This window comes from Streptomyces sp. NPDC054863 (genome assembly GCF_053610825.1).
In genome coordinates this window covers 1-13,556 of sequence record NZ_JBSGZD010000218.1, presented here as the reverse complement: position 1 = coordinate 13,556, position 13,556 = coordinate 1, and the positions used below count along the sequence as shown (strand labels likewise).

Annotated in this window: 10 protein-coding genes; 8 read left to right on the top strand and 2 right to left on the bottom strand. The window is 69.4% G+C overall.

What is annotated here, in order from left to right; genetic code table 11:
• Positions 1–61 precede the first annotated feature (61 nt).
• The gene (locus tag ACWGIG_RS28720) at positions 62–1,357 is read left to right on the top strand and encodes an MFS transporter (protein WP_453324594.1); all 1,296 of its coding nucleotides are present in this window, start codon (positions 62–64) and stop codon (positions 1,355–1,357) included.
• Positions 1,358–1,431: 74 nt separating this feature from the next.
• Here ACWGIG_RS28720 and ACWGIG_RS28715 read toward each other — a convergent pair whose 3' ends face one another.
• Positions 1,432–2,898, bottom strand: coding sequence for a CCA tRNA nucleotidyltransferase (locus ACWGIG_RS28715; protein WP_453324593.1), 1,467 nt, complete (start codon positions 2,896–2,898; stop codon positions 1,432–1,434).
• Positions 2,899–3,080: 182 nt separating this feature from the next.
• Between ACWGIG_RS28715 and ACWGIG_RS28710 the strand changes: the two genes are divergently transcribed.
• The 7 genes from ACWGIG_RS28710 to trxA all read left to right on the top strand — a co-directional run bounded on the left by ACWGIG_RS28710 (position 3,081) and on the right by trxA (position 12,592).
• Positions 3,081–5,390 (top strand): DUF6049 family protein, encoded by a 2,310-nt coding sequence (locus tag ACWGIG_RS28710; protein ID WP_453324592.1) that lies wholly within the window; start codon positions 3,081–3,083, stop codon positions 5,388–5,390.
• A gap of 44 nt (positions 5,391–5,434) precedes the next feature.
• Positions 5,435–7,585 (top strand): murein biosynthesis integral membrane protein MurJ, encoded by a 2,151-nt coding sequence (gene murJ, locus ACWGIG_RS28705; RefSeq protein ID WP_453324591.1) that lies wholly within the window; start codon positions 5,435–5,437, stop codon positions 7,583–7,585.
• A 120-nt stretch (positions 7,586–7,705) separates the two neighbouring features.
• Positions 7,706–9,448, top strand: a complete 1,743-nt coding sequence (locus ACWGIG_RS28700; protein ID WP_453324590.1) for a protein kinase family protein — start codon at positions 7,706–7,708, stop codon at positions 9,446–9,448.
• Between the two features lie 31 nt (positions 9,449–9,479).
• On the top strand, positions 9,480–10,184 hold the full coding sequence (gene sigM, locus ACWGIG_RS28695; protein WP_453324589.1) for an RNA polymerase sigma factor SigM: 705 nt from the start codon (positions 9,480–9,482) through the stop codon (positions 10,182–10,184).
• The gene (locus ACWGIG_RS28690) at positions 10,181–11,113 is read left to right on the top strand and encodes a hypothetical protein (protein ID WP_453324588.1); all 933 of its coding nucleotides are present in this window, start codon (positions 10,181–10,183) and stop codon (positions 11,111–11,113) included. The genes sigM and ACWGIG_RS28690 overlap by 4 nt, the downstream gene beginning before the upstream one ends.
• A gap of 125 nt (positions 11,114–11,238) precedes the next feature.
• On the top strand, positions 11,239–12,213 hold the full coding sequence (gene trxB / locus ACWGIG_RS28685; protein ID WP_453324587.1) for a thioredoxin-disulfide reductase: 975 nt from the start codon (positions 11,239–11,241) through the stop codon (positions 12,211–12,213).
• 43 nt (positions 12,214–12,256) lie between these two features.
• Positions 12,257–12,592 carry a thioredoxin gene (gene trxA, locus ACWGIG_RS28680; protein WP_453324586.1) on the top strand — a complete coding sequence of 112 codons (336 nt, stop codon included), beginning with the start codon at positions 12,257–12,259 and terminating at the stop codon, positions 12,590–12,592.
• A 70-nt stretch (positions 12,593–12,662) separates the two neighbouring features.
• On the opposite strand, the gene ACWGIG_RS28675 is transcribed toward trxA, so the two are convergent.
• On the bottom strand, positions 12,663–13,280 hold the full coding sequence (locus ACWGIG_RS28675; RefSeq protein ID WP_453324585.1) for a GNAT family N-acetyltransferase: 618 nt from the start codon (positions 13,278–13,280) through the stop codon (positions 12,663–12,665).
• Positions 13,281–13,556: the final 276 nt, after the last annotated feature.

Here is a 13,556-nt window from a genome sequence, read left to right as displayed (position 1 = left end):
TCCCCGGGCAGCAGATGCCCGGGGACCCTCCTCGTGGTGCCCGTGTGTGACCCTTGCTCGCATGTCCGTCGTGCGTGATCTGCGGGTGCTGCTGCACCTGCCCGACTTCCGGCGCCTGCTGAGCGTGCGGCTGCTCTCCCAGTCTGCGGACGGCGTCTACCAGGTCGCCCTCGCCACGTACGTCGTCTTCTCCCCGGAGAAACAGACCTCGCCCGCCGACATCGCCTCCGCCATGGCGGTACTGCTGCTGCCGTACTCGGTCGTGGGCCCCTTCGCCGGAGTCCTCCTCGACCGCTGGAACCGCCGCCAGGTCTTCCTGTACGGCAATGTGCTGCGCGCCGTCCTCGCCGCGTGCACCGCCCTGCTGATCGTGGGCTCCGCACCGGACTGGATCTTCTACGCCTCCGCCCTGTCGGTCACCGCGGTCAACCGCTTCGTCCTCTCGGGGCTCTCGGCCGCCCTGCCGCGCGTGGTGGACACCGAGCGGCTGGTGATCGCCAACTCCCTGTCGCCGACCGCCGGTACCCTCGCCGCCACACTGGGCGGCGGACTCGCCTTCGGTGTACGGCTGCTGGGTCCGGACTCCGACGCCGTGGTCGTCCTCCTGGGGGCCCTGCTCTATCTCTGCTCGGCCCTGGCCTCCCTGCGCATGGGCCGGGAACTCCTCGGACCCGAACCGGAGGTGAGGAAGCCGCGGCTGGGTGCGGCACTCGCCTCCACGGCCCACGGTCTCCGTGACGGCCTGCGACACCTGGCCGCACGCCGGTCCGCGGCCCGCGCCCTGGCAGCGATGACCGTGCTGCGTTTCTGCTTCGGCGCCCTGACGGTGACGGTCCTGATGCTGTGCCGGTACGCATGGACCGAGACCTCTGCCGGGGGCGACGGTACGGAGGGGCTGGCGCTACTGGGACTTGCCGCAGGTGTCTCCGGCGCGGGCTTCTTCGCGGCGGCGCTGCTCACTCCGTGGGCAGCCGGGCGGCTGGGGCCGTACGGCTGGATGGTGCTGTGTGCCGCGTCGGCCGCCGTGCTCGTACCGGCACTGTGGCTGCCGTTCTCCCCCGTACCGGTCCTGACCGGGGCCTTCTTCCTCGGCCTTGCCACTCAGGGCTCGAAGATCGCCACGGACACTGTGGTGCAGTCCTCGGTGGACGACGCCTACCGGGGCCGGGTCTTCTCGCTCTACGACGTGCTCTTCAACGTCGCCTTCGTCGGCGCGGCAGCGGTAGCGGCCCTGGTGCTGCCGGCCGACGGACGTTCGGCCGCCCTGGTCTGCGGAACTGCGGTGCTCTATGCCGGGGTGGCGCTGGCGCTGGCCCGCTGGAACCGGCTCACGCGAAGCGGGCGGTGTTTCACGTGAAACATCGCCCGCCACCGACTCCCACGGCGTGAAACCGGCCGGAAGACCGACCATGTTTCACGTGAAACATGGGCTCAGCCCTGACCGGCCCACCACTCCTTGAGCGCCGCGACCGCGTCGTCGTACCCCATCGGGCCGTTCTCCAGGCGCAGTTCGAGCAGGAACTTGTACGCCTTCCCGATCTCCGGTCCTGGGCTGATACCCAGGGCCTCCATGATCTGGTTGCCGTCCAGGTCGGGCCGGATCGAGTCCAGTTCCTCCTGCTCCTGGAGCTGCGCGATGCGCTCCTCCAGCCCGTCGTACGCCCGGGAAAGCGCGGCGGCCTTGCGCTTGTTGCGGGTGGTGCAATCCGAGCGGGTGAGCTTGTGCAGCCGCTCGACCAGCGGGCCGGCGTCCCGGACGTACCGGCGCACGGCGGAGTCGGTCCACTCGCCCGTGCCGTAGCCGTGGAAGCGCAGGTGCAGCTCCACCAGCTTCGAGACGTCCTTGATCATGTCGTTGGAGTACTTCAGCGCGGTCATGCGCTTCTTGGTCATCTTCGCGCCGACCACCTCGTGGTGGTGGAAGGAGACCCTGCCGTCCTGCTCGAAGCGCCGGGTCCGCGGCTTACCGATGTCGTGCAGCAGCGCGGCCAGCCGCAGTACCAGGTCCGGGCCGTCATCCTCCAGGTCGATGGCCTGCTGGAGAACGATCAGGGAGTGCTCGTAGACGTCCTTGTGCCGGTGGTGCTCGTCGCTCTCCAGCCGCAGCGCGGGCAGCTCGGGCAGCACGTGGGCGGCGAGCCCGGTGTCGACGAGCAGGGAGAGGCCCTTGGCGGGGTGGGCGGAGAGCAGCAGCTTGTTGAGCTCGTCACGTACCCGCTCGGCGGAAACGATCCCGATGCGCTCGGACATCTCGGTCATCGCCGCGACGACCTCGGGGGCCACCTCGAAGTCGAGCTGGGCGGCGAACCTGGCGGCGCGCAGCATGCGCAGCGGGTCGTCGGAGAAGGAGCCCTCCGGCGTCCCCGGGGTGCGCAGCACCTCCGCCGAAAGGTCCTCCAGGCCGCCGTGCGGGTCGATGAACTCCTTCTCCGGGAGCGCGACCGCCATCGCGTTCACGGTGAAGTCGCGGCGGACGAGGTCCTCTTCGATGGAGTCGCCGTAGGACACCTCGGGCTTGCGCGAGGTCCTGTCGTAGGCCTCGGAGCGGTACGTCGTGACCTCGATCAGGAAGCTCATGTCAGCGTCCCCGACACGGGCGTCCTTCTGCAGACCGACCGTCCCGAAGGCGATCCCCACCTCCCACACGGCGTCCGCCCACGGCCGGACGATCTTCAGTACGTCCTCGGGACGGGCGTCGGTGGTGAAGTCCAGGTCGTTGCCGAGCCGGCCCAGGAGCGCGTCCCGGACCGAACCACCGACCAGGGCGAGACGGAAGCCCGCCTCCTGGAATCGGCGGGCGAGGTCGTCGGCGACGGGTGAGACCCGCAGCAGTTCACTGACTGCACGGCGCTGCACCTGACTCAGGGCGCTGGAGTTGTCTTCGTTGGCGTTCGGCACAACAGAAAAGGGTACGTGCCCCCGCCGGGCGGAGTGTCATCGTTTTCTCAGGGCCCTGAGAGACTCTTCCGATCATGTGGCGCAGTCCGCGGCACTTCGCCGCGGCGCGCATCGTTACCATGCGTGGACGCAGCAACCGGAGAACCATCAACGGCAGCCAACGACGAGGGACGGGCGAGCGCGTGGCCGAGGCGGCAGACTTCCAGGGGATGAATCCTTCTCCTGCCCGCCGATGGGTACGTCGTGCGGCATCCCTCATCGCCGGCGCCCCGCTCCTGGCCGGGCTGGCACAGCTCCCGGCAGCACCGGCCGCATACGCGGCCGAGGACGCCTCGGGGTCACGCACCGTCGACGTCGCACTCGATTCGTTGACGCCCAGCGCCCCGGTGAAGGGCGACACGGTGACCGTCTCCGGGACGGTCACCAACAAGGGCAGGGCGACCGTCACAGAGGCCCGGGTCGGGCTGCGGGTGGGCAACAGGCTCTCCAGCCGCACCCAGATCGACGCCGCGGCGGCCCGTACCGGCTACTCCGGGAGCAGCGAGCCCGCGGAGCTGGAGACGTACGTCGTCAAGATCCCGAAGCTGCCCGCCGGTATCAGCACGGACTTCACCCTCGCCGTCCCCGTCGACAAGCTGGGGCTCGACGAGGCGGGCGTCTATCAGCTCGGCGTGACGCTCTCGGGGAAGACACCGGGGGAGAACACCGAGCGGGTTCTGGGCGTCGAACGGACTTTCCTGCCCTGGCAGAACGACGCCACGAAGAAGAAGACGCAGCTCACCTACTTGTGGCCGCTGATCTCCACAACCCGTCTGACCGCCGAAACGGGCTCCGACGAGCAGCAGACCCCCGTCTTCGAGAACGACGACCTCGCCAAGGAGCTCGCCCCGGGCGGGCGACTGGGACAGCTGGTCCAACTGGGCGCCGAACTGCCCGTGACCTGGGTCATCGACCCGGACCTGCTCGCCACGGTCGACGCGATGGTGAAGGGCTACACGGTCAAGGACAAGGCGACCGGCGCCAACGTGCCGGGCAAGAGCCAGGCCGTGGCCAAGCAGTGGCTGAACACGGTGGAGAAGGCCGTACAGGACAAGAAGGTGGTGGCGCTGCCCTTCGCCGACCCCGACCTGGCCTCTTTGGCGCACCGCGGCAAGAACGTCCCCGGCTCCCTGAACCAACTGCAGCGGGCTACCGAGGCCGCCCAGCTCACCGTGGACTCGACCCTGCACGTCAAGTCGTCCACGGACTTCGCCTGGCCGGTCGACGGAGCCGTCGACCCCGCGATCGTGAACACCGCCACCTCGGCGGGAGCCCACAACGTGATCGCCCGCAGCGACAGCCTGCGAGAGGCCGGCGGGCTGCTCTACGCACCGACCGCGGCCCGCCCGATCGGCGCCGGCCGTACCGCGGTGGTCGCCGACGCCCGGCTCTCCACCGCCTTCCAGGGCGACATGTCCCGGGCCGAGAACTCCACCTTGGCCGTCCAGGAGTTCCTCGCGCAGACGCTGGCGCTGACCCAGCAGGACGAGGACAAGCAGCGCAGCACCGTCGTCGCCCCGCAGCGGATGCCGTCCGTCACCCAGGCCCAGTCGATGGCCACCGCCCTGCGCGCGCTGGACGCCCAGCGCTGGACGCAGCCGCTCGACCTGATGGCCGCGGCGAAGGCCAAACCGGATCCCGGCGCGACGACCCAGGTCCCCGGCTCGTCCTCCTACCCGGGCAGGCTGCGGGACCAGGAGCTGCCCACCACCGCCTTCGAGGACATCAAGGCGACCCAGAACACGCTGGACCACTTCAAGGTGGTGCTGACCCTTCCGGAGCGGGTAGTCACCCCGTTCGGCAACGCCATAAACCGCGAGATGTCGACCTCATGGCGTGGCAACGACGCCGCGGCGGGCGTCTACCGGGAGGATGTCCAGCGTTATCTGGACGACCTCACCAGCGAGGTCAACCTGATCGAGAAGTCGACCGCGACCCTTTCGGGGCGCAGCGCGACGATCCCGGTGACGGTCCAGAACAAGCTCGTGCAGGACGTCGACCACCTGGTGCTGCGGGTCGAGTCCACCAAGCCGACCCGCCTGAAGCTCGGCGGGGGCGAGGGGCAGGCGGTCACCGAGCAGCCGATCAAGGTCAGGGGCGGACACAGCCAGTCCGTGAAGATCGCGACGACGGCGAACGCCAACGGCAAGGTGCCGGTGGTCGCCCAGCTGTTCACCGAGGACGGCACCCCGTACGGACCCGAGATGCGTTTCATGGTGAAGGTCAACGAGGTCACGCCCACGGTGATGCTGGTGATCGCCGGCGGGGTGCTGCTGCTCGTGCTCGCCGGCATCAAGATGTACTCGCAGCGCAAGCGCGCGGCGGCCCGCGGCGAGGCGCCGGAAAGCGGCGCACCCGACGGTGAGGACCCCGAGCAGCCGAGTGACCCGACCCCGGACACCGGTCCGGAAAGCGGGGAGCCGTCGGCCTCGGGTGAGAAAGTGGACCGTTGAGCGATGTCGTGGCCGTCGGCCGGGGACGATGAGGTGGGGTTGCAATGAACGCGCCGTACGACGGTGACCGCGGCCAGCGCGCGGGCGGCGATGCGGCGGGCCATGCGCCCCCGCAGCAGCCCGCTCCGCCTGCCCAGGACGACCCGTACATGCAGTCCGCGTACGAACACGACCCCTACCGGTCGCAGGACATCTCCGCGCAGGACCCGGTGACGGAGGCGCTCTACGACCGCGCCTCCCACCCTCCTCCGCCGCCCGGCACCTACCAGGACACGCAGCCGCTGTACCAGCAGCCCGCCGCGCCGCCCTATGCGCCGAACCCCAGGGTGTGGGCCCAGACCCCGCCGCCCGAACCGGACGGCCCGTCGCGTCATCTGCCGTACGGGGACGACGCCCGCACGGTGCAGTTCACCGGCATCGACGACCTGGTGACCCGGGCGAGCGAGGACGACCAGCCGGAGAAGGACGCGTTCGCGCACCTCTACCGCGACCAGCAGACCCCGGGAGTACCCGCCCCTGCGGCCCCCGAATCACCGGTCGCCCCGGCCGCAGTACCGAAGAAGCCCGCGGGCCGTGCGGCGAGCATGATGAAGTCCAGTGCCGTGATGGCCGCGGGCACCATGGTCTCCCGCCTCACCGGCTTCATCCGCTCCGCCCTGATCATCGCGGCGCTCGGCGCCGGCCTGCTCGGCGACACCTTCCAGGTCGCCTACCAGCTCCCGACGATGATCTACATCCTGACCGTCGGCGGCGGCCTCAACTCCGTCTTCGTACCGCAGCTGGTACGCGCCATGAAGGACGATGCGGACGGCGGCGAGGCCTACGCCAACCGCCTGCTCACCCTCGTCACCGTGGCCCTCGGCGCGCTCACCGCCCTCGCGATGTTCTTCGCTCCACTGCTGGTCCGCTTCCTGTCGGTGAAGATCTCCCAGGACGCGGCGGCCAACGACGTCGCGGTCACTCTCCTGCGCTACTTCCTGCCCACGATCTTCTTCATGGGCGTCCACGTGGTGATGGGTCAGATCCTCAACACGCGCGGCAAGTTCGGCGCGATGATGTGGACCCCGGTCCTCAACAACGTCGTCATCATCAGCACGCTCGGCATGTTCATCTGGGTGTACGGCACCTCGGCGACCTCCGGAATGACGGTGACGAGCATCCCGCCGGAGGGCGAGCGCCTCCTGGGCATCGGCGTCCTGCTCGGTCTCGTCGTCCAGGCCCTCGCGATGATTCCGTACCTGCGCGAGACCGGCTTCAAGCTGCGCCCCCGCTTCGACTGGAAGGGCCAGGGCCTCGGCAAGGCCGCCAAGCTCGCCAAGTGGACGATCCTGTTCGTCCTCGCCAACCAGGCCGGGGCCATCGTCGTCATCCAGCTCGCCACCGCCGCCGTCGGCAAGGAGGGCAACGGCATCGGCTTCGCCGCCTACGCCAACGCCCAGCTCATCTGGGGTCTGCCACAGGCCATCATCACCGTCTCCCTGATGGCCGCACTGCTGCCGCGGCTGTCCCGGTCGGCCAACGAGGGCGACGCGGGCGCGGTCCGCGACGACATCTCACAGGGGCTGCGCACCACCGCCGTCGCCATCGTCCCCATCGCCTTCGCCTTCCTCGCCCTGGGCGTGCCGATCTGCACGCTGATCTTCGGCTCCTCGGGCGTCACCCCGGCCACGAACATGGGCTACATGCTGATGGCCTTCGGCCTCGGCCTGATCCCGTACTCCGTGCAGTACGTCGTGCTGCGCGCCTTCTACGCGTACGAGGACACCCGCACCCCCTTCTACAACACGGTCATCGTGGCCCTGGTCAACGCCGGAGCCTCCGCACTCTGCTACTTCGTCCTGCCGGACCGCTGGGCCGTGACCGGCATGGCCGCCTCCTACGGACTCGCCTACTCGATCGGCGTCGGCATCGCCTGGCAGCGGCTGCGCAAGCGGCTCGGCGGCGACCTGGACGGCGCGAACGTCCTGCGTACGTACGCACGCCTGGCGATTGCTTCGATTCCGGCAGCCATGCTTGCCGGTGCAGCGGGGTACGCGCTCTCGCAGGCCCTCGGACAGGGCGTCCTCGGCTCTCTCGCTGCTCTGATCGTGGGCGGGGCAGTCCTGCTCGGAGTTTTCTTCGCCGCGGCGAAGAAGATGCGCATCGCGGAGCTGAATGCCCTGGTCGGCATGGTCCGCGGGCGCCTGGGGCGCTGAGTATCAGGTACGTCCGCACAACCATCGCCCGCCGTCGTGTGTCGTGCACAGCAGCGGACTGTGGGCACAATTGGCAGGGCTGCTCAGCAGCGCGCAACGGATGGGGAGGCAGGAACGACGGTGGCGGAACGTAGCACGGCTGCCGTCGACGTGGCCGACAACAGCGGTGACGGACCTTCTCCCGCCCCCGGCGGGAAGGCATCGTCTGCCACTGATGCGGACAGGGCCACGGCCGACGGGGTGGCGGAAGGCCAGGAAACACCGGAGATGAGCACGCAGAACGAGGCGGGCCAGAAGAAGGGCACCGAGACCCCCATCGTCGCCCCCGAGCTGCACAGCGGCCACAAGCTGGCCAGACGGTACCGGCTTGAGGAGTGCGTCACCCGTCTGGACGGTTTCAGCAGTTGGCGTGCGGTCGACGAGAAACTGCGGCGGGCCGTCGGCGTCCACCTGCTGCCCGCCGACCACGCCAGAGCCCGCTCCGTGCTCGCAGCGGCCCGCTCCTCCGCACTGCTCGGCGACCCCCGTTTCGTACAGGTCCTGGACGCCGTCGAGGAGAACGACCTCGTCTACGTCGTCCACGAGTGGCTGCCCGACGCCACCGAACTGACCGCCCTCCTCGCCTCCGGACCCCTGGAACCGCACGACGCCTATCAACTGGTCAGCCAGGTGTCGCAGGCCATGGCAGCCGCACACCGGGAGGGCCTGTCCCACCTGCGGCTCACCCCGAGCGCCGTGCTGCGCACCTCCACCGGCCAGTACCGGATCCGCGGCCTCGCGGTGAACGCCGCCCTGCGCGGCATCACCACCGAGCGCCCCCAGCTCACCGACACCGAGGCGATCGGCGCCCTGCTGTACGCGTCGCTGACCCAGCGCTGGCCGTACGAGAGCGACGCCTACGGCCTCACCGGGCTCCCCAAGGGCATCGGGCTGATCGCCCCCGACCAGGTACGGGCCGGCGTCCACCGGGGCCTGTCCGAGCTCGCCATGCGAGCCCTGGCCAACGACGGCGCCACCGCATCCCGTCAGGAACCGCCCTGCACGACCCCCGACGAACTGGCCAAAGCCGTCGCCGCGATGCCCCGCATCCGCCCGCCGGAGCCGGTCTTCACCCCCCGCCCCGACTACCAGCGCACCAACTACCAGCAGGGTGCGTACGGCCGCCCGCAGTCCCGCCCGGCCGCCCCACAAGCAGTGGCGCCCGCGCCACCGCCGCCGCTCCAGAGCCGCACCGGCAAGGCCCTCAAGTGGAGTGTGGCCGCGCTGCTCATCGCCGCGATCGGCCTGGGCAGCTGGCAGCTCGCCGACAACCTGCTGGAGCGGCGCGACAAGAGCGACGACACACAGACACAGACCGATCCCAAGAGCAACGAGGGACCGAAGGCCGTCGTGCCCAAGCCGCTCGCCATCGAGGACGCCGCCGAGTTCTATCCCGACGGCAAGCCGCAGGCCGCCGGCGACGTGGCGAAGACCTACGACGGCGACAGCAGCACGTACTGGCGCACCAAGTGGTTCATCGACGGCCCCGAACTGGCTCCCTTCAAGAAGGGTGTGGGCATCGTCTACGACCTCGGCGCGGAGAAGAACGTGGCCGAGTCGTCGATAGCGTTCCGATACCCGGGAGAACACACCACGATCACCCTGTACGCGGCGGACTCGATGTCCACGTCCGGGGACGTCGAATCGATGCAGAAGATCGCCACCGCGACCACCGGTGGTTCGAAAGCCTCGATCAAGGCAAAGAAGCCAGTGAAGACGCGCTACGTACTGCTCTGGATGACGGCGATGCCCTCGGCCGGCCAGGACGGCTACAGCGGCGCGGGCCACAAGCAGGCCATAACCGATGTGAAGTTCACAGGCTGACTCAGCCATCAGGGGAGAGGGGGGCTCACCGTTGGACGACGTCACACTGCGCGATGCCGACGACCAGGATCTCCTGGCCCGGCACGTCAAGGGGGATCCGGACGCCTTCGGCGAGCTCGTACGCCGGCACCGCGACCGGCTGTGGGCGGTTGCCCTGCGCACTCTGGGCGACCGGGAGGAAGCCGCCGACGCCGTCCAGGACGCCCTGGTGTCCGCCTACCGGGCCGCCCACACCTTCCGCGGGCAGTCCGCCGTCACCACCTGGCTGCACCGAATAACGGTGAACGCCTGCCTCGACCGCGCCCGCAAGGCAGCCTCCCGCAAGACCTCGCCCGTGGACGACACCGAGCGCCTGGACCAGCTCCTGGAACCCCACGAGTCCGCCGAGGCCCCCGCCGAGCGCCAGGACCTGCACCGCGAACTCCTGGCAGCGTTGCGCACCCTGCCCGCCGAACAGCGAGCCGCACTGGTCCTCGTCGACATGCAGGGATACCCGGTGGCAGAGGCTGCCCGCGTTCTCGACGTACCGACCGGAACCGTGAAAAGCCGCTGCGCACGCGGCCGGGCCAGACTCCTTCCCCTCCTCACTCATCTGCGCACCGGTACCAGGGGTAGCGACGACTCCGGAGGGGGAAGGAACCGGAGGCCGGGGACATCCGTCCCACAGGCAACGGAACCTAGGGACGCAGGACCGAACGGTCCTGCCGCTGTGAAGGGCGGAGGTGGGCGCACGTGACATCCACGACCGGCACGGCTCAGCACCCGGATGTCGCGGAAATCGCCGACCTCGCGGAGGGACTGCTGTCGCCGTCCCGCACCGAGGACGTACGGCAGCACCTCGCCGGCTGCGGTCTCTGCGCCGACGTACAGCTGTCCCTGGAGGAAATCCGCGGCCTGCTCGGCACCCTGCCCGGGCCGCAGCGGATGCCCGCAGACGTCTGCGGACGGATCGACGCGGCCCTGGCCGCCGAGGCCCTGCTGAACTCCACGGCATCCGACGACATGGCTCACAACGCTGCCGAGTCCATCGATGTTTCACGTGAAACATCGCCTGCACCCGCACGCCGGACCTCTGACAGTCCGGCTGCCGACCGTCCGGCAGCCGACCAGCGGGCAGACCGCCCTGTGGGCCACCCCCGTGCCACAACCGGTCCCGGACGACCCGCGTCGCGCAGGCCCCGACGACGCACCGTGTGGAGCGCCGTCCTGGGCGCCGCCACACTCGGCCTCGGGGTGCTGCTCGTGCAGTCGTTCCAGTCCACTCCGAACCAGCAGGGCAAGGACTCCGTGTCCGCCGCCAGCAACCAGCAGTTCTCCGGCGCTCCGCTCCAGGGCCGCGTACAGAAACTGCTCGGCACCTCGCGCGTGGAGGGCATGCACACCCCCAAGGACAAGAACGCCCCGCCGGTCGGCATCCAGGAGAGCCCCTCCACGAAGCAGTCCCTCGGCGTGCCCTCCTGCATCCAGAAGGGCACCGACCGCACGGACACACCACTGGCCACAGAGCTGGGCAAGTACGAGGGAAAGGAGGCGTTCCTCGTACTGCTGCCGCACACTTCCGACAGCTCTCAGGTCCAGGCGTACGTCGTCGACGCGGCCTGCGTCGACGCGACGCCCGCGGGCAAGGGCGAACTGCTGCTGACACACGCCTACCCCCGTCGCTGACGCACGCGCCCACGCGCTCGTCCGTCTCGGGAATGCCAGGCCCGTAGTATCCGTTGGGTGGGGTGAAAGGTTCAGACCGGGCCCCGGTTGGCAGTAGGCAGTCTGCAGAGACGAGGAAGAAACCCGTGAGCGACGTCCGTAATGTGATCATCATTGGCTCCGGGCCGGCCGGTTACACCGCCGCGCTGTACACCGCGCGTGCTTCGCTGAAGCCGCTCGTGTTCGAGGGCGCAGTCACCGCCGGCGGCGCGCTGATGAACACCACCGAGGTCGAGAACTTCCCCGGCTTCCGGGACGGCATCATGGGCCCGGACCTGATGGACAGCATGCGCGCCCAGGCCGAGCGCTTCGGTGCCGAGCTCATCCCCGACGACATCGTCTCCGTCGACCTCACCGGCGACATCAAGACGGTCACCGACACCGCCGGCACCGTGCACCGCGCCAAGGCCGTGATCATCTCCACCGGCTCCCAGCACCGCAAGCTCGGCCTCCCCCAGGAGGACGCTCTCTCCGGACGCGGCGTCTCCTGGTGCGCCACCTGCGACGGCTTCTTCTTCAAGGACCACGACATCGCCGTGGTCGGCGGCGGCGACACCGCGATGGAAGAGGCCACGTTCCTCTCCCGCTTCGCCAAGTCCGTCACCATCGTGCACCGCCGTGACACCCTGCGCGCCTCCAAGGCGATGCAGGAGCGCGCTTTCGCCGACCCGAAGATCAAGTTCGCCTGGGACAGCGAGACCGCGTCCCTGGAGGGCGACCAGAAGCTCTCCGGCGTGACCCTGCGCAGCACCAAGACCGGCGAGACCGCCCCGCTCGACGTCACCGGCCTGTTCATCGCGGTCGGACACGACCCGCGCAGCGAGCTCTTCAAGGGCCAGGTCGACCTGGACGACGAAGGCTACGTGAAGGTCGAAGCCCCCTCGACCCGCACCAACCTGGCCGGTGTCTTCGCCGCGGGCGACGTCGTCGACCACACCTACCGACAGGCCATCACGGCTGCCGGCACCGGCTGCTCCGCCGCGCTCGACGCGGAGCGCTACCTCGCTGCGCTCGCCGACAGCGAGAAGGTGGCCGAGCCGGAGAAGACTCCCGCCGCCTGACCCCATTCCCACCCCACCCCCCCCCGATGTGAAGGAGGCCGCCGTGGCCGGCGACCTGAAGAACGTGACCGACGACTCCTTCGACGAGATCGTCCTCAAGAGCGACAAGCCCGTCCTCGTCGACTTCTGGGCCGCCTGGTGCGGTCCGTGCCGTCAGATCGCGCCGTCCCTCGTAGCCATCGCAGCCGAGCACGGCGACAAGATCGAGGTCGTCAAGCTCAACATCGACGAGAACCCGGCCACCGCAGCCAAGTACGGCGTCATGTCCATTCCGACGCTGAACGTCTACCTGGGCGGCGAGGTCGCCAAGACCATCGTCGGCGCCAAGCCGAAGGCCGCGATCGTCCGCGACCTGGACGCCTTCATCGGCGAGCAGTAGTCCGCCGCTGTTGTTTCACGTGAAACGTTGAGGGCCCACCCCGAGTCGGGGTGGGCCCTCAACGTTTCCGCTACAGCGGACGGAGCACCGGGTCCTTCTGCACCACACCCAGCAGCTTGTCCAGCGCGAGCTCCACGTCTTCCTTCCAGGAAAGCGCCGTACGCAGCTCAAGCCTCAGCCGGGGATACCTCGGATGCGGCCGGACCGTCTTGAATCCGACCGCCAGCAGATGATCCGCCGGGAGCAGACAGGCCGGTTCCTTCCAGCGCGCATCACCGAACGCTTCGATCGCCTTGAAGCCCCGCTGGAGAAGGTCCTTGGCCACCGTCTGCACCATCACCCGCCCGAGCCCCTGCCCCTGGAAGCCGGGCACGATCAGAGCCGTCATCAGCTGCACCGCGTCAGGGGACACCGGGCTCGTGGGAAAGGCCGTCGCCCGCGCCACATATGCCGGCGGCGCGTACATCACGAAGCCCACCGGGACCTCGTCCACATAGACCACCCGGCCGCAGGAACCCCACTCCAGTAGGACGGCTGAGATCCAGGCCTCCTTTTCCAGCTCGGCCCTGCCCGCGCCTACCGCTGCTTCACCCCGAACGGGATCGAGTTCCCAGAAGACGCAGCCGCGGCACCGGTGGGGAAGATCCGCCAGGTTGTCCAGCGTGAGCGGTACGAGCCGACGCCCCATGAAGGCTGTTCCCCACTTTCCTCGCCTGCCGCACCACGAGCGGCGCTCAGCGCGCTCCGCTCCCGGATCAGGCTGCCGACGAACCCGCCGACAGCCCCAAGTCCCAGCCCTGCACTCACCAGTTGGCCCCGGCTCACCGTTCGCATGGCTCCGCCCTCCCTGAGGTGGATCACAGTGGATGCGCCGTACCACCAAGCATCGTATCCACCGGGCAATCGGACGGGTACCGACAACAAGCGAAGGGCGGGGGTGTTCCGGCCATTGCCGCAACACCCC